At 36.7% G+C, this 23,152-nt stretch carries 27 protein-coding genes; all 27 read left to right on the forward strand.

The genetic code is table 11. From position 1 onward, the window contains the following. Positions 1 to 24 precede the first annotated feature (24 nt). Positions 25 to 1,389 carry a flagellar hook-length control protein FliK gene (locus tag NSQ14_RS07885; protein WP_346208433.1) on the forward strand — a complete coding sequence of 455 codons (1,365 nt, stop codon included), beginning with the start codon at positions 25 to 27 and terminating at the stop codon, positions 1,387 to 1,389. 8 nt (positions 1,390 to 1,397) lie between these two features. Continuing rightward, positions 1,398 to 2,036, forward strand: a complete 639-nt coding sequence (gene flgD, locus NSQ14_RS07890; RefSeq protein ID WP_343191075.1) for a flagellar hook assembly protein FlgD — start codon at positions 1,398 to 1,400, stop codon at positions 2,034 to 2,036. A gap of 54 nt (positions 2,037 to 2,090) precedes the next feature. Further along, complete coding sequence (locus NSQ14_RS07895; protein WP_227091195.1) at positions 2,091 to 2,465, forward strand: TIGR02530 family flagellar biosynthesis protein; 375 nt, start codon at positions 2,091 to 2,093, stop codon at positions 2,463 to 2,465. An 83-nt stretch (positions 2,466 to 2,548) separates the two neighbouring features. Beyond that, positions 2,549 to 3,382 (forward strand): flagellar basal body rod protein FlgG, encoded by an 834-nt coding sequence (gene flgG, locus NSQ14_RS07900; protein ID WP_346208434.1) that lies wholly within the window; start codon positions 2,549 to 2,551, stop codon positions 3,380 to 3,382. Positions 3,383 to 3,504: 122 nt separating this feature from the next. Next, positions 3,505 to 3,726 carry a flagellar FlbD family protein gene (locus NSQ14_RS07905; protein WP_346208435.1) on the forward strand — a complete coding sequence of 74 codons (222 nt, stop codon included), beginning with the start codon at positions 3,505 to 3,507 and terminating at the stop codon, positions 3,724 to 3,726. Further along, positions 3,719 to 4,141 carry a flagellar basal body-associated protein FliL gene (fliL, locus tag NSQ14_RS07910; RefSeq protein WP_251240978.1) on the forward strand — a complete coding sequence of 141 codons (423 nt, stop codon included), beginning with the start codon at positions 3,719 to 3,721 and terminating at the stop codon, positions 4,139 to 4,141. The genes NSQ14_RS07905 and fliL overlap by 8 nt, the downstream gene beginning before the upstream one ends. A gap of 69 nt (positions 4,142 to 4,210) precedes the next feature. Next, positions 4,211 to 5,212, forward strand: a complete 1,002-nt coding sequence (gene fliM / locus NSQ14_RS07915) for a flagellar motor switch protein FliM (RefSeq protein ID WP_343191077.1) — start codon at positions 4,211 to 4,213, stop codon at positions 5,210 to 5,212. After that, positions 5,202 to 6,413 (forward strand): flagellar motor switch phosphatase FliY, encoded by a 1,212-nt coding sequence (gene fliY, locus NSQ14_RS07920; RefSeq protein ID WP_034769788.1) that lies wholly within the window; start codon positions 5,202 to 5,204, stop codon positions 6,411 to 6,413. The genes fliM and fliY overlap by 11 nt, the downstream gene beginning before the upstream one ends. Positions 6,414 to 6,431: 18 nt before the next feature. Beyond that, positions 6,432 to 6,794 (forward strand): response regulator, encoded by a 363-nt coding sequence (locus NSQ14_RS07925; protein WP_034769790.1) that lies wholly within the window; start codon positions 6,432 to 6,434, stop codon positions 6,792 to 6,794. A 94-nt stretch (positions 6,795 to 6,888) separates the two neighbouring features. Further along, a complete protein-coding gene (locus NSQ14_RS07930) occupies positions 6,889 to 7,572 on the forward strand; it encodes a flagellar biosynthetic protein FliO (RefSeq protein ID WP_160289687.1) in 684 nt (227 codons plus the stop codon). Further along, on the forward strand, positions 7,569 to 8,234 hold the full coding sequence (gene fliP, locus NSQ14_RS07935; RefSeq protein WP_034769793.1) for a flagellar type III secretion system pore protein FliP: 666 nt from the start codon (positions 7,569 to 7,571) through the stop codon (positions 8,232 to 8,234). Before NSQ14_RS07930 ends, fliP begins: the two co-directional genes overlap by 4 nt. A gap of 14 nt (positions 8,235 to 8,248) precedes the next feature. Next, a complete protein-coding gene (gene fliQ, locus NSQ14_RS07940) occupies positions 8,249 to 8,518 on the forward strand; it encodes a flagellar biosynthesis protein FliQ (RefSeq protein WP_041903233.1) in 270 nt (89 codons plus the stop codon). Between the two features lie 4 nt (positions 8,519 to 8,522). Continuing rightward, complete coding sequence (gene fliR / locus NSQ14_RS07945; RefSeq protein WP_041903235.1) at positions 8,523 to 9,296, forward strand: flagellar biosynthetic protein FliR; 774 nt, start codon at positions 8,523 to 8,525, stop codon at positions 9,294 to 9,296. A 76-nt stretch (positions 9,297 to 9,372) separates the two neighbouring features. Continuing rightward, positions 9,373 to 10,449: a flagellar biosynthesis protein FlhB gene (gene flhB, locus NSQ14_RS07950; protein ID WP_346208436.1), complete on the forward strand. Its 1,077-nt coding sequence runs from the start codon at positions 9,373 to 9,375 to the stop codon at positions 10,447 to 10,449. A gap of 49 nt (positions 10,450 to 10,498) precedes the next feature. Further along, on the forward strand, positions 10,499 to 12,535 hold the full coding sequence (gene flhA, locus NSQ14_RS07955; protein ID WP_346217066.1) for a flagellar biosynthesis protein FlhA: 2,037 nt from the start codon (positions 10,499 to 10,501) through the stop codon (positions 12,533 to 12,535). Beyond that, positions 12,532 to 13,698: a flagellar biosynthesis protein FlhF gene (flhF, locus tag NSQ14_RS07960; protein ID WP_346217067.1), complete on the forward strand. Its 1,167-nt coding sequence runs from the start codon at positions 12,532 to 12,534 to the stop codon at positions 13,696 to 13,698. The genes flhA and flhF overlap by 4 nt, the downstream gene beginning before the upstream one ends. Next, positions 13,691 to 14,554: a MinD/ParA family protein gene (locus NSQ14_RS07965; RefSeq protein ID WP_034769800.1), complete on the forward strand. Its 864-nt coding sequence runs from the start codon at positions 13,691 to 13,693 to the stop codon at positions 14,552 to 14,554. The genes flhF and NSQ14_RS07965 overlap by 8 nt, the downstream gene beginning before the upstream one ends. An 11-nt stretch (positions 14,555 to 14,565) precedes the next feature. Further along, the gene (locus NSQ14_RS07970; RefSeq protein ID WP_034769801.1) at positions 14,566 to 15,651 is read left to right on the forward strand and encodes a protein-glutamate methylesterase/protein-glutamine glutaminase; all 1,086 of its coding nucleotides are present in this window, start codon (positions 14,566 to 14,568) and stop codon (positions 15,649 to 15,651) included. A gap of 5 nt (positions 15,652 to 15,656) precedes the next feature. Then, entirely contained in the window at positions 15,657 to 17,693 is a 2,037-nt protein-coding gene (locus tag NSQ14_RS07975) for a chemotaxis protein CheA (protein WP_346217068.1), read from the forward strand. A gap of 86 nt (positions 17,694 to 17,779) precedes the next feature. After that, a complete protein-coding gene (locus tag NSQ14_RS07980) occupies positions 17,780 to 18,229 on the forward strand; it encodes a chemotaxis protein CheW (RefSeq protein ID WP_346217069.1) in 450 nt (149 codons plus the stop codon). A gap of 10 nt (positions 18,230 to 18,239) precedes the next feature. Further along, a complete protein-coding gene (locus NSQ14_RS07985; RefSeq protein ID WP_255812366.1) occupies positions 18,240 to 18,878 on the forward strand; it encodes a chemotaxis protein CheC in 639 nt (212 codons plus the stop codon). Further along, entirely contained in the window at positions 18,875 to 19,372 is a 498-nt protein-coding gene (locus NSQ14_RS07990; RefSeq protein ID WP_244810276.1) for a chemotaxis protein CheD, read from the forward strand. Before NSQ14_RS07985 ends, NSQ14_RS07990 begins: the two co-directional genes overlap by 4 nt. A gap of 83 nt (positions 19,373 to 19,455) precedes the next feature. Beyond that, positions 19,456 to 20,247 (forward strand): FliA/WhiG family RNA polymerase sigma factor, encoded by a 792-nt coding sequence (locus NSQ14_RS07995; RefSeq protein WP_346217070.1) that lies wholly within the window; start codon positions 19,456 to 19,458, stop codon positions 20,245 to 20,247. A 33-nt stretch (positions 20,248 to 20,280) separates the two neighbouring features. Beyond that, positions 20,281 to 20,589: a hypothetical protein gene (locus tag NSQ14_RS08000; RefSeq protein ID WP_041846591.1), complete on the forward strand. Its 309-nt coding sequence runs from the start codon at positions 20,281 to 20,283 to the stop codon at positions 20,587 to 20,589. A 10-nt stretch (positions 20,590 to 20,599) separates the two neighbouring features. Next, on the forward strand, positions 20,600 to 21,163 hold the full coding sequence (locus NSQ14_RS08005) for a DUF6115 domain-containing protein (protein ID WP_041846590.1): 564 nt from the start codon (positions 20,600 to 20,602) through the stop codon (positions 21,161 to 21,163). A gap of 222 nt (positions 21,164 to 21,385) precedes the next feature. Continuing rightward, entirely contained in the window at positions 21,386 to 22,108 is a 723-nt protein-coding gene (gene rpsB / locus NSQ14_RS08010) for a 30S ribosomal protein S2 (protein WP_034769810.1), read from the forward strand. A 125-nt stretch (positions 22,109 to 22,233) separates the two neighbouring features. After that, complete coding sequence (tsf, locus tag NSQ14_RS08015) at positions 22,234 to 23,115, forward strand: translation elongation factor Ts (RefSeq protein WP_041848564.1); 882 nt, start codon at positions 22,234 to 22,236, stop codon at positions 23,113 to 23,115. The last annotated feature ends 37 nt before the right edge of the window (positions 23,116 to 23,152 follow it).

Raw genomic sequence — 23,152 nt, forward strand, 5'->3', positions numbered from 1 at the left:
GTAAACTTGAAAGGAGGTGAAAACATGATCAGTGTCTCGGGCAATTCGCAAGTTTTATTAACAAATCCGCAGCAAAATCATGACCCGCTAGTTAGACAAGAGGGACAAGCCGGCGGTTTTGAACAGTTACTGGCTTTGTTTGCGAATCATTTACTTGAGGAAAATGCCAACCAAGGAAAGAATGTTAACCAAGGACAGAATATAAACCAAGGAGAACTAGCTTTACTTGAAGGACTAGGCCATCCGGAAGCAAGTAAAGAAGATTCGTTAAATTTGGAAAAGCTATTGGAACTTACTGGTTTTGACGCAGATGATTTATTAACTTCCATCCAGAATATTCTCGGTTTTTTACTTAAAGAAACGAAGGATAATGGAACAGAAGACGAACAGATTCAAGAACAAATTCAACAACTTTTGGAAGAGGTAAATAAAGATCAAGGAAATCTTCAAGGGTTCGTTAATCTTTTGCAATTCCTGAACCAATTTGATTTTACTCAAGTGGTTCACTTAGATCAAAGTCAAAGTTTCACAAATGTGGTTAAGACCGCGGCTGTTCTCTATCAACTCATGAATGATAATAAACATCCCGGCAACCTGCTTACACAAGAACAGGAAAAGATAATAAAAACCTTTTATCAAACTTTACAAGCAGATTTGAAAAAATCGGCTGTATTGCAAGAAGCTTTTGCTAAGTTGGTTACAGATAAGAAGGTTGAAGATCTTTCGGTGTTTAGAAGTAAACAGCCCTATTTAACGATTCGGAACGTTGATATGAAAAGTTCCGGAGATGCACCATCATCGCATATGGTCAATAACAATGAAGTGATTGATGTCAGTGAACTGCCAAAATTTGGATCAGATGAAACCGGTCAAAATCAACAATTATCAGGAAAGCCAATAGAAGCGGGGACTGTCCAAACTCCTAACACAGGTGGATCGCTTCAATTATTGGAAGGGAACAAGCCGGTCACGATGGAACGTTTTATAAAAGATTTTGAAACGATTTTAGCCAAAAGTAAATTTTACCAAAACGGTCAAGTTCAAAAGCTGACAATCCAGTTAAAACCGGAACATTTGGGCACATTAAAAATTGAACTCATTCAACAGCAAAATGAACTCGTTGCAAAGATTATTTCGTCAACGACAAGTGCTAGAGAGTTATTAGAGTCGCAATCTCAAGCATTAAAACAAGCACTCGTGCAGCAAAATATCCCAATTAATCGGATTGATTTTCTTGATGATATTCAGCAGGAAAGATTTAATCATCAACAGCCTAACCAAAATAATGATCAACGTGGATATCAACAACATGAAGAAAAAAAAGATGAACAAAATAATGAAGATTTCATGGAAACTTTTAAGGCAACACTATTAAATTATGAAATTTAGGTGATTTCATGACGAATACTATAGATTCAAGTTATTATTTATCAAATGCCAAACAGAGTTCTACAAATAATAATACATTGGGAAAAGATGCATTTTTAAAGTTATTGGTAACCCAATTGCAAAACCAGGACCCGTTAAATCCAATGGAAGATCGTGAATTCATTGCCCAGATGGCGACTTTTTCCCAACTTGAACAAATGATTACAATGAATCAGTCGATGGAAGAGTTACTTTCCGATCAAAAGCAACAGCAAATGCTTTCTTACCAATCTTTACTTGGAATGGAAGTTAAGTGGGATAAAATCACTTACCCTAGCGATGAAAAGGCTGAGCCAATTATCGAAAACGGGACAGGAATCATTACTTCAATAAAGTTTACCGAGGATGGTGTGAAATTATACTTGGAAGACGGTACAGAATTAACACCTAGTAATATTTCAGGGGTGTCGGTTCAAGAAAAGGGGAATCAACTTGCCAATGCAAGCAATCTCATAGGAAAAAAGGTTTCTTGGGAAGAAAAAGGTGAACTGCAATATGCCATCGTTCAAGCAGTAAGTCAAAAAGACGGGCAAATTTTTTATCAAGTTAATGATCAAAAGAGAACGAAATTGACAATCGACCAAATTCTTTCAATCATGGTTGCTTAGGCGATCTTGAAAAACGATTCTCCGGAAATTAATTTGGAGTCAGGGGTTGATGAAATGCAAATAAGAAATACATTTATTCCACCAATCGGAATCCAAAAATTGAATACAGAAGATAATAGAACAACGACTAATACGAATTTTGCCGACCATTTGCAAGCGGCAATAAAAAATGATACCAATTTAACCATTAGCAAGCATGCGAAAACTCGCCTCGAACAAAGAAATATTGAAATTAGCTCGGAAGACTGGAAGAAAATTAGTGAAAAAGTAACCGAGGCGAAACAAATGGGTGTCAATGAATCGTTAGTTCTTTTAGACCATGCGGCATTAATTGTCAGTGCAAAAAATCAAACGGTTATCACCGCAATGGATCGTAGTGAAACCAACTCAAAAATTTTCACAAATATTAATGGAACGATTATTATCTAGACCGGCTGGACCTTCAAAAGGAAAGCCGAGCCTTGCTGATTGACTGAAGCAGACAATGAGAAAATTGAAGGGAGAATGTATTTATGCTTAGATCAATGTACTCAGGAATATCCGGTATGAAAAACATGCAAACAAAATTAGATGTTATCGGAAATAACATTGCGAATGTGAATACGTATGGTTTTAAAAAAGGTCGAATTACTTTCAAAGATGCAATGTATCAAACAATCGGTTCAGCTTCCGGGGGAACGGATACCCGCGGAGGAATTAACGCGAAGCAAGTTGGTTTAGGTTCCGAAATTGCTTCGATCGATACGATTCATACGGAAAGCAGTCTGCAAAACACAAGTCGCCCGCTCGATTTGGCGATTACCAATGGGGATGGCTATTTTGTCGTCAATGATGGCGGACAAGATTACTTTACCCGTGCAGGAAACTTTTATATCGATGAAACCGGCTTATTAGTAAATTCGGATGGCTACAGAGTACAAGGGATTAATCCTGAAACAAATGTAAGAGGAGATATTACGATTCCAAAACAAATTACAGTAGATGGTAACTCCGTTGGGCTTCAAAGTATCAGCATTTCCCAAACCGGTGAAATTATTGCCCAGTATGAAAATGGGACAGTAAATACAATTAGTAATATCGCATTAGCAAGATTCAGTAATGCGGAAGGTCTCAACAAAGCCGGGGGAAACTTATTTCAAAGTTCAGCAAATTCCGGTGATCCTCAATTTGGAATTGGCGGTGGCGCATACGGTACTGTTGTTTCCGGCAAACTTGAAATGTCCAACGTTGATCTTTCTGAGGAATTTACAGAGATGATCGTTGCCCAACGTGGTTTTCAAGCCAATTCCCGGATCATTACGACTTCAGATGAAATTCTTCAAGAATTGGTTAACTTAAAACGTTAATCAGTAACGGAAAGATGTTAATAATTTAATCAGGGGGGATAAGCCGGAAAAAATTTGGTTTCCCGGCAACCTCCTTGATAACCATAAATAGATTTTAGAAAAGAAAAGTTTGGTGAGTAATTTTGATAAAGTTAACGAGATTAAACGGGAATACATTTTATTTAAATGCTTTCTTAATTGAAACGGTCGAGTCATTTCCTGATACTACCATCCTTTTGACAAATGGAAAAAGGTATGTTGTAAGTGAAGATGCTGAGACGCTCGTTTCTTTGACAAAACAATTTTATCGGGATATCCGCATGATTACAATTGATCAACAGAAGGAGGAATCCGACCTTGAATAAAACAGTTAGATTTCTCTTGATATTTATGTCGGTGGTGATCATTGCTCTTTCTGTTGGTCTTTACTATTTCTTTATAAAAGGAACTGAAAATGCGAGTGCTAAGCCGACAGTAGATAAAATGGTAAAAAATTCAGTGGAAATCCCTGAAATTACCACAAATTTGTTAAACGGTGATTATATTCGTATCTCTTTTACGATTCAAACGGATGGTAAAAAAGCGAAAGAAGAATTAGAAAAGCGAAACTTTCAAGTGGAAAATGTAATTATAAAAAAATTATCCGGTTTAGAAGCGAAAGATTTGGAAGGGACGGAAGGGAAAGTAAAATTGGAAAACGACTTAAAAGAAAGTTTAAGTGAATCTATGGAGGAAGGTAAAATCATCCAAGTTTACATTACCTCGACAATCATCCAATGAATCTATTAATATCCTATAGCAAAATTTATAACTTCATTGAAAAATATCTGATGGCTGGAGGTGACAAACTTGCCATCCGGTGAGATACTTTCCCAAAGTGAAATCGATGCGTTACTTTCTGCTTTATCTACTGGTGAAGTAAATGCAGAAGAAATCAAAAAAGAAGAAGAAGAAAAAAAGATTCGTACTTACGATTTCAAACGGGCGCTCCGTTTTTCAAAAGAACAAATTCGCAGTTTAACGAGAATTCATGATAATTTAGCCCGACTTTTAACCACTCATTTCTCGGCAAAACTGCGGACGTATGTTCATGTTGAAGTCGCAAGTGCCGATCAAATTCCATACGAAGAGTTTGTTCGGTCCATTCCGAAAATGACCGTTTTATATTTATATGAAGTTCCTCCACTAGAGGGAAGATTATTGATAGAGATTAATCCAAATATTGCTTATGCCATGCTTGACCGGATTTTAGGCGGAATGGGAACAAGTATAAATAAAATTGATCAATTAACCGATATTGAAACGAAAATTATGACGAATTTATTTGAAGTTGCATTTGAACAATTACAGGAGGCATGGAGTACTGTTACACATATTAATCCTGTCTTACAAAGCTTTGAAGTAAATCCGCAATTTTTACAAATGGTTTCTCCTAATGAGACGGTTGTTGTCATTTCTTTAAATACAGTAATTGGAGAAACGAGCGGGATGATTAATATTTGTATTCCTCATATTGTGTTGGAACCAATTATCTCAAAATTATCGGTTTCTTATTGGATGCAAACAGAAAAAAAACAAGCAGAGCCGGAAAAACTTCTTGCCCTAAAAAGACATTTAAAACATACTCAATTACCGGTTATTGCTGAATTAGGTCAGTCGGAAATAACGATTGAGGAATTTTTAAATTTAACGGAAGGTGACTGTATTGAATTGAATAGAAAAATAGACCAACCGATAATCATAAAGGTGGAAGGAAAACCGAAATTTTTAGCACAGCCCGGAAAAATAAATAATAAATTGGCTGTCCAAATACTTGAAGAATTGAAGGAGGGAGATGAGAATGATGAATGATGGAATGCTCTCCCAGGAAGAAATCGATGCTTTATTAAATGGAACAAAAGATACAGAAGAAGATACCCAATCACATTCGTCAGATGAAGAGAAAATTTTATCTCCCGTGGAAAAAGATGCCTTAGGGGAGATCGGTAATATATCATTCGGGAGTTCTGCAACAGCCCTTTCAACCTTGTTAAATCAAAAGGTGGAAATCACAACTCCTCATGTTTCCGTAATAAGGAAAAATCAGTTGGTTGAAGAATTTCCAAAACCTTATGTTGCCATCGCCGTCGATTACACAACCGGATTTCTCGGTTCAAATGTGTTGGTGATTAATCAATATGATGCCAGTGTCATCGCAGACTTAATGTTAGGCGGAACCGGACGGGATGTTGATTCGGAAATTGGTGAATTGCAACTGAGTGCCGTTCAAGAAGCAATGAACCAAATGATGGGAAGTGCCGCAACGAGCATGTCGACCATTTTTCATAAACGGGTCGAAATTTCACCGCCAATTGTTGATTTATTAAATATCCCGGAAGGAAAAGGAACAGATAGTTTACCCACGGATGACTACTTGGTTAAAGTTTCTTTTCGCTTAATTGTGGGGGATTTAATCAATTCTTCTATTATGCAACTATTACCACTCCCATTTGCAAAAAGCTTAGTTTCTGATTTAATGCATAGTTCAGCAGAAGAAGCATCAGCGACGGTAATGGTTGATGATGTCACGGACTTAGAACAAAAAGAAGAAATGTCTCAGCAGGTACCTAATCCGATGTACGGAAATACAGGGGGAGAAACTCCATTGCATTCTTACCAAGAGGAGTCACACTTGCAAAGGGACCCGGTAACATTTGGACATGCCGGACATTTGGAAACGGACGAGCGGAAAAAACATGTACAACCGGCAGTGTTTTCCGATTTTTCGCCAGTTCATACAACCGAAGAAGAAAGCAGAAATTTACAAATGTTGTTTGATATTCCTTTACAAGTGACTGTTGAATTGGGAAGAACAACAAAAGTAGTGAAAGAGATACTGGAAATGTCATCAGGTTCAATAATTGAATTGGATAAATTAGCCGGGGAGCCGGTAGATATACTTGTTAACGGTAAATTAATTGCCAAAGGTGAAGTAGTAGTCATTGAGGAAAATTTTGGTGTTCGGATCACTGATATTATTAGCCAATCCGACAGAATCAAAAACATGAAATAGTATCAGGGGAGGATTCTTATGTCAAAGAGAATACTGATTGTTGATGATGCAGCATTTATGAGAATGATGATTAAAGATATTTTGGTAAAAAACGGTTATGAAGTTGTAGGTGAAGCTAGCGATGGTGCACAAGCCGTTGAAAAATTTAAGGAACTTAATCCGGATCTTGTGACATTGGATATTACAATGCCTGAGGTGGATGGAATTGCTGCATTAAAACAAATTCGCGCAATTGATCCAAATGCAAAAGTTATTATGTGCTCAGCAATGGGGCAACAAGCTATGGTGATTGATGCCATTCAAGCCGGTGCAAAAGATTTCATCGTTAAACCTTTCCAAGCTGACCGTGTCTTGGAAGCTATTAAAAAGACATTATCTTAAATTGGAAAATAAAACCGTTATTCTCGATTCCAATAATGGTTATTTGAATATTTCATTGTTTCATTTTCTGAAAGTAGGTGGCAGCTCGAAAATTATGAATCGGATGAAAAGCGCCCTTTTAATCATTTTAATTATGACTTCATCCCTCTTCAATGTGGATGAAATGACTGTTCAAGCAGAAAGAAATGTCAATGACAGTGTTTATGAATATTTTCAGCAGCAGGATGAAGGAGCAGATCAAGAAAAGACCGAGAATAAATCGCTGCCCCCAAAAAATGAAACAGCTGAAGCTCCTTCGCAAAAAGTTGGTGTAACGGCATGGGATATCGTGAAGACCATTTTTATGTTGGTCATTGTTATTGGCATGTTAATTGGATTGTTAAAATGGCTGCAAAAGAAAAACAATGTATCCACTTCTGTTCAAACAATGAAAAATTTAGGCGGAACCAATTTAGGCGGGAATCGGTCTGTTCAAATGATTAAAGTGGGGAATACCATTTTGGTGGTTGGTATCGGTGAAAATGTGGAACTTTTAAAAGAGATTAATGATGAACAAGAAGTAAACATGATTACTGAACAATATCATAACCGTATGGAGCAAATGGTCAAACCTCAAGACATGATTTCAAAACTGACAGCTCGTTTAAAGACAAAAATAGAAAATGCCGAGGAAAATCAATCATTTAAAAAAGAATTGGAAAAGCAATTGCATGGTATCGCCGAAAAGAGAAGGAAAGCATATGAAGAGAATGTGGAGAAAGGGTTTAAAGATAAATGAATGAGTTTATGTCTTTATTTAATAATAGTGACCCGGAAACAGTATCAACATCAGTAAAGCTGTTACTTCTCTTAACGGTTTTAACAATTGCACCAAGCATTTTAATCATGGTGACTTCTTTTACGAGAATTGTTATTGTATTATCATTTGTCAGAACGGGTCTCGGTACGCAACAAACTCCGCCAAACCAAGTGATTATCGGGTTAAGTTTATTTATGACATTTTTTATTATGGCTCCGACGTTCAGTCAAGTAAATGATGAAGCACTAAAGCCTTTATTTAATAATGAAATCAATTTAGAAGAAGCCTATAGTAAAGCGGTAGTACCATTTAAAGAATTTATGAGTAAATATACGAGACAGGAAGATCTTGCGTTATTTTTAGAATATACCGGAGCGGAACCTCCCGAGTCGGTTGAGGACATTCCGTTATCAGCATTAGTTCCGGCATTTACCATCAGTGAATTAAAAACCGCATTTCAGATTGGTTTCATGATCTTTATTCCATTTCTCGTCATTGATATGGTGGTTGCAAGTGTCCTGATGTCGATGGGGATGATGATGTTACCGCCGGTTATGATTTCACTGCCTTTTAAAATATTATTATTTGTTTTGGTAGATGGTTGGCATTTGGTTGTTAAATCATTGTTGCAAACTTTTTAAGAAGGTGAACATAGTTGACTAGTGAATCAGTAATTACATTGGCAGAACAAGGAATTTATACTATTTTAATTGTTTCGGGGCCGCTTCTCCTTATTGCGTTGGTTGTCGGTTTAATTATTAGTATTTTTCAAGCGACCACGCAAATACAAGAACAAACATTAGCATTTGTTCCTAAAATCTTGGCGGTATTATTGGGAATGATTGTATTTGGACCTTGGATGGTCAGTCATATGGTTCAGTATGCTGAAAATATCTTTTCAAATTTAACTAGATTTGTAGGTTGATTCAATGGAAGTGTTGCTTACTTCTATCCCTGTTTTTTTATTAGTCTTTATCCGAGTATTATCATTTTTTCTCGTTATACCGATTTTTTCATATCGAACCATCCCTGCTCGAGTGAAAATTGGTCTGGCTCTTTATCTTGCTTATGTTATCGTCTTTACAATTGATACCGATCCGATTGAGTTCGATATGGTATATATTCTGTTAGTTATAAAGGAAGCAATTGCCGGTATTGCACTGGGACTTATTGGTTACATTATTTTATCAGCTGTCCAAATTGCAGGTGGGTTTATCGACTTTCAAATGGGTTTTGCCATTGCCAATGTGATTGATCCGCAAACCGGGGCTCAAAGTCCGATTTTAGGACAATATTTATATATTTTTGCATTCCTATTCTTATTATCGGTTAACGGTCATCATTTATTAATAGATGGAATATATCAAAGTTATCAATTTATCCCGATTGATCAACCATTTTTACATTTTGGCGATGAAAACACAGTCAAATTGATTGGAAAAGTTTTCTCAGCTATGTTTATCATCGGTTTTCAAATGTCGGTTCCTGTTGTAGCCAGTCTGTTCTTGATTGATGTCGCTTTAGGTATCGTAGCGAGAACTGTTCCGCAAATGAATATTTTTGTCGTTGGCTTTCCTGTAAAAATTTTAGTAGGCATTATCATTCTTTTCATTGTTATGGGGACAATGATTTTTTCAGTCAAAAGTCTATTTGAACTATTGCTTTATTCATTGCGAGACTTGATGTCACTGCTTGGCGGCTAGCAAATAACTAATAGGAAACGGGCACAGTTTTTCACTTGTGTTTGGTCTGCTTGTTTTCATCAAAGGAAGATATCGAATGTTAAAAGTAGATTTGCAATTTTTTGCGGAAGAAAAAACGGAAAAAGCGACCCCGAAAAAGCGTCAAGATGTACGAAAAAAGGGTCAGACCGCGAAAAGTCAAGATGTCAATACAGCTATTATTTTACTGGCAGTCTTTTTTGTTCTTTTATTTACAGGTTCAAATATGCTGGAAGGTTTATATCGCATTTTTTATCAAACATTTGAAGAATATGTGTTTCAAGAAGTGACAATGAATACGATCGAAACAATTACGCTGGATTTGTTTCAGGAAATTTTCATGCTGGTAGGTCCGGTTATGTTGGCCGGATTTATAGCCGCATTACTGGCCAATTATATTCAAGTCGGGTTTATTAGTACAACGGAACCTTTGAAAATGAAGTTGGAAAAAATCGATCCGATCAAAGGATTTAAAAGAATTTTTTCATTACGGGCTTTGGTTGAATTATTGAAATCAATTTTAAAAGTAGTCGTCATCGGTGCAATTGCTTTTGCATTTTTATGGACACATTTGAAGGAAATTCTTGGCCTTATTTTTAAATCGGCAGGAGCAAGTTTATCAGTTGTCGGTTCCATTACGGTAAAAATGGGTTTGTTTGCAACATGGGGCCTGTTATTTTTGGCATTGCTGGATTATATGTATCAAAAATATGATTTCGAAAAAAGTATCCGTATGTCAAAACAAGATATTAAAGAAGAGTTTAAGAATACAGAAGGGGATCCGTTAATTAAGTCAAAAAGAAGACAGCGGCAAAGAGAAATTGCCTTTCACCGAATGATGCAGGAAATTCCGACCGCCGATGTCGTCATCACGAATCCTACCCACTATGCTGTTGCACTGAAATATGATGAAAGTAAAATGGATGCACCTTTTGTTGTTGCCAAAGGTGTGGACTATTTGGCGCAAAAAATAAAATATGTTGCCAAAGAAAATGGGGTCGTCATGATTGAAAACCGGCCATTAGCCAGAAGTCTTTATCACCAAACTGAAATTGGCCAGGCGATACCGGAAGATTTTTTTAAAGCTGTTGCTGAAGTATTGGCTTATGTATACCGGTTGAAAAAGAAAGTATAACGAAATTGAAAATGATCGTTTTTTACTTATTTAGATAGGGGAGTAAGGAATGAAACTAAAAGATTTATCCGTTGTTTTTGGTGTCATACTTATTATTGTAATGCTTATTATTCCATTGCCGCCGGGAATGCTGAGCTTTTTAATTATCGTGAATATTTCCTTGGCTTTGCTTGTTCTTTTAGTGACGATGAACATGCGAGAGGCGCTGGATTTTTCAATTTTTCCTTCTCTCTTATTGATATTAACTTTGTTTCGACTTGGTTTAAATGTTTCCACAACACGTTCAATTCTTTCAAAAGGTGATGCCGGGGGTGTTGTTGAAACATTTGGAACCTTTGTCGTCGGTGGAAATGTCTTAGTTGGTCTTGTTGTTTTTTTCATTCTCGTTATTATAAATTTTCTCGTCATTACCAAGGGTGCTGAACGGGTGGCAGAAGTAGCTGCTCGGTTTACATTAGATGCGATGCCCGGGAAACAAATGGCCATTGATGCTGATTTAAATGCCGGGATGATTTCCGAACAGGAAGCCCGAAAACGAAGAGAAAAGGTTTCACGTGAGGCGGATTTTTACGGGGCAATGGATGGGGCAAGTAAGTTTGTCAAAGGTGATGCCATTGCCGGGATTATCATTGTCTTTATTAACCTTATTTTTGGGATTATTATTGGAATGGTTCAAAATGGAATGCCGTTTGGAGAGGCTTCATCCCATTATTCACTTTTGACTGTAGGTGACGGGATTGTCAGCCAGTTGCCGGCGTTATTAATTTCTACAGCAACGGCAATCATTGTAACAAGAGCTGCGTCTGAAGAAAATTTAGGTTCCGATGTCATCGCTCAATTATTTGCCTATCCGAAAATGTTGTATGTCGCCGGTGGAACCATTGTTATACTCGGGTTATTTACGCCAATCCAGAATTTTGTCACATTACCAATTGGCGGTATGCTGATTATCGGCGGATACCGATTATCAAATGTAGGAAATCGTGAAAAAATGGAATTAGTTGAGTCAGAAGAACAAGTTGCAACAGATGATATGAAGAAACCGGAAAACATTGTCAATTTATTAACGATTGACCCGATAGAGTTCGAATTCGGTTATGGACTAATCCCGCTTGCTGACACGAATCAAGGCGGGGACCTATTGGACCGGGTCGTCATGATTCGAAGACAATTAGCATTGGAACTTGGTCTTGTTATTCCGGTTGTCCGCATTCGCGATAATATTCAACTTGCTCCGAATGAATACCGAATCAAAATTAAAGGTAATGAAGTCGGAAAAGGTGAAATCTATCTGGAACACTATTTAGCAATTAGTTCCGGAGTTGATGATCCGAAAATTACAGGAATTGATACCGTTGAACCGGCTTTCGGTATCCCGGCAAAATGGATTACAGAAGATATGAAAACAAATGCGGAAATGGCCGGTTATACGGTCGTTGATCCACCGTCTGTGATTAGTACGCATTTAACAGAAGTGCTAAGAAATTATGCTCATGAGCTTTTGGGAAGACAAGAAACAAAACAATTAATCGATCATCTACAAGAAAATTATCCGATTCTTGTTGAGGAAGTTACACCAAATCCTTTATCTGTTGGTGATATTCAAAAAGTATTAGCAAAATTGTTAAAAGAGCGTGTGTCCATTCGAAATTTACCGGTCATTTTTGAAACATTGGCTGATTTTTGTAAAGTGACAACAGATCCTGATATTTTAGCTGAATACGTGCGGCAAGCATTGGCCAAGCAAATAACAAACCAATATATTCAAGACAATAATCTGCTAAAGGTGATTACGTTAAGTGGTCAGGTTGAAAAATTGATTGCTGATCATGTCCAACAAACAGAACATGGTAATTATTTGGCTTTGGATCCGTCAACTTCGCAAGCTATTCTTGAAAATATTCGAAAGCAAATTGAACAAATGCAATTGTATAATCAAACTCCGATTATTCTTTGTTCACCGGCTATCCGGATGTACGTTCGAGAATTAACAGAAAGATATTTTCCGCAAGTACCGATTCTATCCTATAACGAATTAGATGCAAATATTGAAATCCAAAGTGTAGGCGTGGTGAATATCAGTTGAAAGTAAAAAAATACATAGCTCCGAACATGCCGGAAGCAATGAAAAAAATCCGTAAAGATCTTGGAAAAGAGGCTGTCATATTAAATTCAAAAATTATTTACACAGGTGGGTTTTTCGGGTTATTTCGCAAAAAAAATATCGAAGTGATTGCCGCACTGGATAATGATATGGTCCAACCATCTCAAATAGAGAAAATCGATTTTTCCAGGGTGGAAACGAACAGTGAAATGAAGCAAAAAGATCTGCAATCACCGCAACCTGTCCAAAATAAAACGGGGGAAAACAAAGAAATGATTTTAAAAGAAATCCACGATGTAAAACAATTGATTAAGCAAATAACGAGTCAGGGGCATTCATCGAGTGTTCATATCCCGTCCCCGTATAGGGAAATTTATCAAAAATTGCTCAGTCAAAACATTAGTGAGATGATCTTGCAACAATTAACGGAAGATATATATGAGCATTATTACAGTAAAAAGGAACAGGTGGATAAAGATAACGCATATGATTTTATTGTTCAATCTCTGGTGGAGTATATAAAGCCGCTGGAATTTGGCGCTGCACTTCAAAAAAAATATATTGCCTTAATTGGTCCTACAGGTGTAGGGAAAACAACAACTTTAGCGAAAATAGCTTCAATAAAAGCGATTGAGCAAAAGAAAAAAGTAGCCTTTATCACAACAGACACTTACCGAATTGCTGCAGTTGAACAATTAAAAACCTATGCAAAAATTTTGAATGTCCCAATTGAAGTTTGCTACAACTTAAATGATTTTAAACAAGCAGTTGAAAAATTTACCGCTTTTGATCATGTTTTCATAGATACAGCGGGGAGAAATTTCCGTAATAAAAAGCATATTGAAGATCTAAAAAAGACCATTGATTTTCATACAGAAATGGAGACATATTTAGTCTTTTCCTTAACTGCGAAAGAGGAAGATTTAGAAATGATTTATCAGCAATTTTCTAACATACCGATTGATAAACTTATTTTTACAAAGTTGGATGAAACAAGTTGCTGTGGTTCTTTGCTTAATCTTTCTTATAAATATCATAAACCAATTGCCTTTATTACAACAGGTCAGGATGTACCGGACGATATCATTGTTGCTACGCAACATACTATTATTAATCAAATTGTTGGAGAGACAAAGAATGACTGATCAAGCAGAAAAATTGCGTGCTCGGATAAAGCGACAGTTAGAAGGGAAAAGTGCAAAAACGATTGCCGTTATCAGTGGTAAAGGAGGGGTCGGAAAGTCGAATTTTGCATTAAACTTTTCTATTTCTCTATCAAAATATAGGAAAAAAGTGCTATTATTTGATTTAGATGTAGGTATGGGGAATATTGATCTTCTCCTGGGCAAAACGGCAGAAAAAACCATTGCTCATTTTCTAACAGAAGAATATTCATTAGATGATATTATTCAAAAAAACTATGATATCCATTATATTGCCGGTGGCACCGGTCTGAACTCTGCGTTCAAACTTGAAAGGGATCGAGTTGAACACCTGCTGCAGGAATTGAAACATGTTTTATATGATTATAATTATGTAATTTTTGATATTGGTGCCGGGATGAATGATGAACTTGTCCGGTTGCTCTCCGGCATCGAAACGATTATCGTTGTTGTTACACCGGAACCTACATCGATTTTGGATGCTTATTCCGCTATGAAAATCATTCATTTACAAGTACCGAAAGCAAAATTTTACCTACTGGGAAACCGAATGAAAAATGAGAAGGAAAACAGTATAGTTATGCAACGCTTGCAAACGGTCATGAATTCATTTCTTCAAAAGGATTGTGAAATTCTTGGATTCTTACCTGAAGATTCTACGATTATTTCGGCTGTAAAGAATCAGATTCCTTTTCTTTTGTTCAAACCGAAATCAAATGCAGCCAAGCAAATGAGGATAGTAACGAAAAACTATTTGATGAAAAATGATAGTTTGGAGCAAACGCAGAAAGAGGATCATTTTATTGAAAGGTTACAACATTTCTTATTAAGAAAGTAGGTTATTATATGATGAATCCGATCAAAGTATTGGTTGTTGATGATTCTGCATTTATGCGTGCGCTTATTAAAGATTTATTGTCAAATAATAAGAGAATCCAAGTTATTGGAACAGCCAGAAATGGATTAGATGCATTGGATAAAATTAAAAGATTGAATCCCGATGTTGTTACACTAGATGTTGAGATGCCTGTGATGGACGGGATTGATGCATTAAAAAAAATCATGAGTGAATCCCCCTTGCCGGTTATTATGGTTTCAAGTACAACGACAGAAGGAGCAAAAAATACGATTCTGGCCATGCAATATGGTGCCTTTGATTTTATTGCAAAACCTAGTGGATCCATCTCTCTTGATTTATATAAAGTGAAAGATGAATTGATTAATAGAATTTTAGAAACAAAGCGTGTGAATTTAAAACAGCTAATCCAGGCAGACCCAATTGAACCAAAACCACTAACGACCATTGATGATAATTGGAAACAATGTTCTGTACTTAAAACAAATTCGTATCGGCAGGGAAAAAAACTTGTTTTAATTGGTACATCAACCGGTGGACCAAGGGCACTTGAAAAAGTATTAACCCGTTTACCCGGAAATTTACAAGCTCCGATTCTTGTTGTTCAACACATGCCTAAAGGATTTACAAGATCTTTGGCAGAACGGTTGGATGCGATTAGTGAGATTCACGTCAAGGAAGCGGAAAACGGTGAAATTATACAAAATGGTGTTGCTTATATCGCTCCCGGGGGAATGCATCTAATCATCAGAAAAGTAGGGAAAACTCTTGTCACAGAACTTAGCACGGAACCACCGCTTAAGGGACACCGCCCAAGCGTTGATAAATTGTTTTCATCAGCCAGTCAACTTCAAGAATATCACAAATTAGCCGTTATCATGACGGGAATGGGTTCGGATGGAACAGAAGGCTTAAAACAGTTAAAGCAATCAAAGAACATTTACGCCATTGCCGAATCCGAAAAGACTGCAATCATATTTGGAATGCCAAAATCTGCGATAAATTCCGGGTACATTGATTGTGTTACTGATTTGGAAAAGATTGCCGACCAAATTACAAAAATTATTAATGAGGGATGAGTGTTATGGAAATGAGCCAATATTTAGAAGTCTTTATCGAAGAAAGCAGGGAACATATTCAAAGTTGTAATGAGAACCTTCTGAAGCTCGAAAATGATCCGGACAATTTGGAACTTATTAATGAAGTTTTCCGTTCAGCTCATACGTTGAAAGGAATGTCAGCAACAATGGGCTTTGAAGATATGGCAAATTTGACTCATCAAATGGAAAATGTTCTTGATGGGGTCAGAAACGGTAAATATAAATTTTCCTCAGAATTATTGGATATTATTTTTATGGCCATCGACCATTTAGAAAGCATGGTAAACTCAATTGCTGCCGGCGGTGAAGGCAAGGAAGATGTGTCGGATGCAATCAATAAATTAAAGATGATTGAATCCGGAAAGATAGTAAACCAATCGGACACAACACAAACTGCTGAAATCGATCAAGCAAATATTTCAAAAACCAATTTGAATTATGACCAATTTGAAATAACGGTATTGGAACAGGCGAATGAGCAAGGTTACAAGGTTTATGAAGTTTCCGTATTTATCCGCCCTGACTGTTTATTAAAGGCTGCGAGAGTATACATGGTTTTTGATGTTTTGGAAAAAATTGGGGACATTATTAAATCCGTGCCGAACGTTGAACAGTTAGAAGAAGAGCAATTTGATAATGAGTTTGTTGTTACGATTGTTACGCATGATTCAATTGAAGATATAGAGAAAAAAGTCATGAAAGTATCTGAAATTGAAAAAGTAACTGTGGTACCACTGAAAATTTCTGATTTAAAGAAAGTTAACAATGAAGACAGTTCAGACGAACAAAAAAATGTTTCACAAAATGTCGAAGGACAAAAGAAAAAAGAAGCTTCCTCTGCTAAGAAAACAACCGATAAAAAAATTACATTATCAAATAAGACGATCCGTGTAAATATTGAGCGGTTGGATGCGCTAATGAATCTTTTTGAGGAGTTAGTCATTGATCGCGGAAGGCTTGACCAGATTGCGAAAGAACTAAATCATCAAGAATTAAGTGAAACTGTTGAAAAGATGTCCCGTGTGACAAATGATCTTCAATCAGTTGTTTTAACAATGCGAATGGTGCCTGTGGAAGCTGTTTTTAATCGCTTTCCGAAAATGGTTCGCAGCCTGTCCCGGGAATTAGGGAAAAAGATTCATTTACAAATTATCGGACAAGAGACTGAATTAGACCGTACCGTTATTGATGAAATTGGTGATCCTTTAGTCCACTTACTAAGAAATTCAGTCGATCATGGGATTGAAATGCCTGAAGAACGGTTACGAAAAGGAAAACCGGAAGAGGGTACTATCCAATTGAAGGCATATCATAGCGGTAACCATGTCTTCATCGAAATTACCGATGACGGTGCAGGAATTAATCGCGAAAAAGTGGCACGAAAAGCGGTTGAAAAGGGAATTATTACGGAAGAACAAATGAATCAATTGACCGACAAAGAAATTTTTAATTTGATTTTAACATCCGGTTTTTCTACAGCCGATAAAATTTCTGATATTTCCGGTCGCGGCGTTGGTCTCGATGTCGTAAAAAACACAATTGAATCATTAGGCGGCACGATATCTGTCCATTCGGAGGAAAATGTCGGGACAACCTTTTTAATTCAATTACCGCTGACATTATCGATCATTTCCGTTATGTTGGTGGAAGTTCAAAGAGAAAAATATGCCATTCCGTTGACATCCATAATTGAAACAGCCATTTTTAAAAAATCGGAAATTTACTATGCCCATGAGCAACCGGTTATTGATTTCCGGGGCAGGGTTGTACCGATTTTATCTTTACAAGAGATATTTCAAGTTCCTCAAGTTATCGAAGGAAATGATTATATTTCAACTGTGATCATTCGCAAAGGGGACAAGTTGGCGGGTTTGGTTGTTGGTTCTTTTATCGGACAAGAGGAAATCGTATTAAAATCGTTAGGAAACTACTTAACAAATGTCTTTGCCATCTCCGGTGCAACCATTTTAGGAGATGGACAAGTCGCATTGATTATTGACTGCAATGCATTAATTAAATAATTCTTTACCGTTGAAATCGAGATTGTCAAAGTGTTTCTTATTCGTTAAATCCAGCAGTTGATCTAATTGGAAAGGAAGAGAATGTCATGCCTGTTCAAAAAGAAGCAAAGGAACAAAAAGTTGTCGTTTTTTCCTTAAATCAAAAAGAGTATGCTTTAGATGTGCAACATGTTGTTTCAATTGAAAAAATGCAATATTTTACAAGAGTCCCTCATGTACCAGACTATATTAAAGGGGTCATTAATTTACGTGGGGTGATTATCCCCATCATCGACTTAAGGACCCGTTTTCAAGTAGAAACGGCTGAATATAATCAAAATACGAGAATCATCATTGTTTCTATGGCAGATAAAGAGGTCGGTCTTATTGTCGATGAAGCAAATGATGTGATGAATATTGATATGGATACCATTGAATCTCAACCTGACGTAATCGGCACGGAAAGGCAAAATTATATCGCCGGTGTTGTAAAAATTCAGGATCGACTGCTCATCTTGTTAAAACTGGAAAAAATATTAAATTTTCAAGAGGATTGAGTGATGCGTGTTGAATAATAATTTCTTAAATTCCTTTCAATTAGATATTTTGAAAGAAATCGGTAATATTGGAGCCGGAAATGCTGCCACCGCTCTTTCCGGCTTACTAAATAAAAAAATCGAAATGAATGTACCCAGTGTTCAGGTTGTATCATTTGAAGAAATGATGGAACTGGTTGGCGGAGCGGATATGGTTGTGGCAGCCGTTTTTCTACAAATTGATGGGGACTTAACAGGAAATATGTTCTTTTTATTGCCGATTAAACAAGCGACGATATTTATTCAGCAGTTGACGGGAATGTCGGATTTTTCTTTTGATGAGCCGTCCGTTCCTGAACTCGCTTTATCCGCATTTCAGGAAATGGGGAACATCTTGGCCGGTTCTTATTTATCTGCTCTTTCCGATTTTTTGCAAATGCATATCGTTCCATCGGTTCCTGCAGTAGGAATTGATATGTTTGGCGCCATTATCAGCTATGGACTGATTGAAATATCCCAGGTAAGTGATTTTGCAATTGTCATCGATACTGAAATAAAAGACCCGGACACAATGAATGAATCTGACCTTTATAAAGGCCATTTTTTCTTACTACCTGATCCCGATTCATTTGTAAAACTTTTTAAGAAACTTGGGGTTGACATGGAATGATACAAGAATCCATCGTTATTAAAGTCGGAATCGCCGATATGAAAATTGCTACTGCGCCAAATACAATTCGAACATCTGGTCTTGGTTCTTGTGTCGGTGTTGTTTTATTTGACTTGCAGAAAAAAATTGCCGGATTAGCTCATATTATGCTTCCTGATTCTTCTTTGGCCAGAGGGGAAACCATTCATAAAGCCAAATATGCGGATACTGCCGTCGAATGTCTTATTCAGCTGTTGGAAAAAGAAGGGGCAAATAGACAGCAATTGAAAGCGAAAATTGCCGGTGGTGCAGAAATGTTTAAATTTATGACAAAAACTGACATCATGCGGATCGGTCCAAGAAATGTCGATGCAGTAAAACAAGAGCTAAAGAAATTTTCTATTCCACTTGTTGCAGAAGATGTCGGTGGCTCTAGTGGAAGAACGATTGAATTTTCCCCCGAATCAGGGAAATTAATGGTCAGAACGGTAAATCAACCGAGTAAAGAAATATGATGATTCATTGTTTTGTTTCCTTTCAATTTATGAAGGCTAAAACAATTGATTTCACAGCGAATGTATTAAAGGAGGGGGTCATTTTGCCTTATACAGTTAAGTCTGATCAAAACGACCAAACAAAAGAGAGTATGGCAGAAGATTCTCTATTTTATCAATGGTTGAAGCATCGTGATGAGAAAATAGGAAATCAACTTATTGAAAAATATACACCACTGGTTCACCTAATCGTGGAAAAAATATATAAAAATGTTCCAAAATCAGTCATGAAGGACGAATTAATAAGTTTAGGATTTTCCGGTTTGTTTGAAGCAATGCAAAAGTATGATCCCGGCCGGGAATTAAAATTTGAGACGTATGCAACATTTCGGATTCGTGGCGCTATTTTGGATGGATTAAGAAAAGAAGATTGGTTACCACGAAAAACACGGGAAAAAATGAAAAAGTTAGAAACTACCATTGCTAGGTTGGAACAAAAATATTTACGCAATGTTACTCCCGAAGAAATTTCCAAAGAGTCGGAATTGTCAGTGGAAGAAGTGCATTCGTTGTTAGGTGACAATTTTTATTCCAACATCCTCTCTATCGATGACCACACGAATCAAAAGGGTGACGAGAAAGAGACCCAATCCTTTGTTATTCGTGACGAAAAAGTGAAGACACCTGAAGAAAGCTTATTATTTGCAGAAAAAATTAATGAGTTAAAGAAGGCTATCGAAAAATTATCACAGAATGAGCAACTTGTGTTAAACTTATTTTATAAAGAAGAATTAACATTTACTGAAATCGGTCAAATACTGGAACTTTCTACATCAAGAATCTCACAAATTCATACGAAATCCATTCAAAAGTTAAAAGCATACTTAAATACGTAATATAAACGATGCAAATAAAGGCAGGCGGTTTCTATGAGTTTGAAAGCTGTTGAAATGCAAATTGCCTTACCGAGGACTCAAGATGCGGGAAAATCGCAAAGTGAATGGAATAATCGGGCACTGCTCATGAATTTGCAAGCACATGTAGCGGTTCAAAAAGAAGCTGAAAAGAAGCGAAAAACGGTTTCTGAAAATGAAGAAGCATATTTAACAGAGTGGAAAGACGATACGTTCGGTCGGGATCATGACCTTCCACCTACACAATTAAAAGAGATTGATCATCATTCTCAAGAACAAGTTCAACATCCTTTTAAAGGACATCATATCGATTATCTTGGGTAAGGAGTAAGAAATGGTCTACTTAATTGTTCTTACACTCATCATATCATTATCAGCATTATTCGCTGTAATCATATTATATATCCGTCAAAACCGGCTTTTTCATATTGAAAAGAGATATAAACAATTAAATGATGAGTTGGAAGCAAGTGTTTCTGCATTTATAATTGAAATGAAGGAAGAAAATGAGGCATTTATTAACAAAATAAAACAGCTGCAATCCTCTGATAATAAGAATGAAACGATTGAGCCTGTAAATTTAAATATCGAACGAAACGGTAAAGATACAGTTGAATATGGAACGGATTATCAAGTTCATCCTGTGTCACCGCCACTATTTGCAGGAATCAAAGAATATCAAAAAGCGGTAAAGCAAACAACGGATATACCCGAAAAGGAAACAAATGTTCGCAAGGAAGATCCATTCGAGGCGCAATCAGCAGCTGATTCAGACCTGCACAAAATAAAACAACTATTGAATGCCGGATATTCGATTGATGAAATAGCCAAAACTTTACATAAAGGAAAAACAGAAATTGAACTGTTAATTAAGTTTTCTCCGGATTTTTTTAATTAAAAAGCAATAAAGAAAAAGAAATGAAAGGATTCCAAAGTCGAGTCCTTTTTTTTATAATAACTTGATTGTCATTAACGGTTATGTTATATTATTTACTGGTGTGAATACACACGTTCATGGATTTAAGCAGAGGTGCTGTTTGTCAAAGTCTAATGACATGACAGTCCTGTTTAAAGAAGAAGTGAACGGAGGAAAAGAAAACCATTTAGGAGGAAAATTTTTATGTCAGTACTTTCAATGAAGCAATTGCTTGAAGCCGGTGTACATTTTGGACACCAAACGCGCCGTTGGAACCCGAAAATGAAAAAATACATTTTCCAAGAGCGAAACGGTATTTATATCATTGACCTGCAAAAAACGGTGAAAAAAGTTGAAGAAGCATACAACTTTATTAAAGAAGTTGCGGCTGACGGCGGGAAAATTTTGTTTGTCGGGACGAAGAAACAAGCCCAAGAATCAGTAAAAGAAGAAGCCGAACGTGTTGGGATGTACTATGTCAACCATCGCTGGTTAGGTGGTACATTAACGAACTTTGAAACGATCCAAAAACGAATTCAACGTTTGAAAGATCTTGAAAGAATGGCTGAAGACGGTACTTTTGACGTACTGCCGAAAAAAGAAGTAGGCCAATTGAAAAAAGAACAAGAAAAATTGGAAAAGTTCCTTGGTGGAATTAAAGATATGAAAGAATTGCCTGATGCATTATTTGTCATTGATCCACGCAAAGAACGCATTGCAGTTCAAGAAGCACGTAAATTAAACATTCCGATTGTCGGTATTGTTGATACAAACTGCGATCCGGATGAAATTGATTATGTGATTCCGGCAAACGATGATGCGATTCGTGCCGTGAAATTATTAACCGGTAAAATGGCTGATGCAATTATGGAAGCAAGACAAGGTGAAGAAGAAGCAGTTGTAGAAGTTGAACCTGCTGCTGAGTAAAGGGATGAAGGTGATAAGAGGGAAAGCCCTTATCACCTTTTTTTCGAAACAATCATAGAAAATAATAAATCTGATGAATACTATTATTGTACATAACAAATGAAGATATTTAGGAGGAAAGGTACATGGCTATTACAGCACAGATGGTAAAAGAGTTACGTGAAAAAACTGGTGCAGGAATGATGGATTGCAAAAAAGCTTTGACTGAAACGGATGGTGATATGGAAAAAGCCATTGATCTTCTTCGTGAAAAAGGAATTGCAAAAGCTGCGAAAAAAGCCGACCGCATTGCTGCTGAAGGGATTACTTACATTTTGACTGAGGGTAATAATGCCGTTATTTTAGAAGTAAATGCGGAAACGGATTTTGTTGCTAAAAACGAACAATTCTTAACGCTAGTAAAAGAAATTGCTGCACATTTATTAGCCAAAAAACCGCAAACCGTCGAAGAAGCACTTGAACAAAAGATGGAAAACGGTGCAACTTTAAATGAACATATCAATTCCGCCATTGCAAAAATCGGTGAAAAAATTACTTTACGTCGTTTTGCCGTTCTTACAAAAGGTGCAGAAGATGCATTTGGCGCTTACCAACATTTAGGCGGCCGCATTTCTGTGCTTACCGTACTAGAAGGAACGACAGATGAAGCAGTAGCGAAAGATGTGGCAATGCACGCAGCAGCGTTAAATCCAAAATATGTCAGCCGTGAACAAGTACCTACAGATGAAGTTGAACGCGAAAAAGAAGTACTGAAACAACAAGCATTAAATGAAGGGAAACCGGAAAACATCGTTGAAAAAATGGTCATTGGCCGTCTAAATAAATTTTATGAAGAAATTTGCCTGTTAGAACAACCGTTTGTAAAAAATCCGGATGAAAAAGTTAGTCAATATGTAAAATCCAAAAATGCCACAATAAGAGAATTTATTCGTTATGAAGTCGGTGAAGGATTAGAAAAACGCCAAGAAAACTTTGCAGAAGAAGTTATGAATCAAGTGAAAAAATAATCATGTCATAAGGTTGACCTGTGAGAGGCTTTCAATG

The organism is Caldifermentibacillus hisashii (assembly GCF_039654145.1).
GTDB lineage: Bacteria > Bacillota > Bacilli > Bacillales > Caldibacillaceae > Caldifermentibacillus > Caldifermentibacillus hisashii.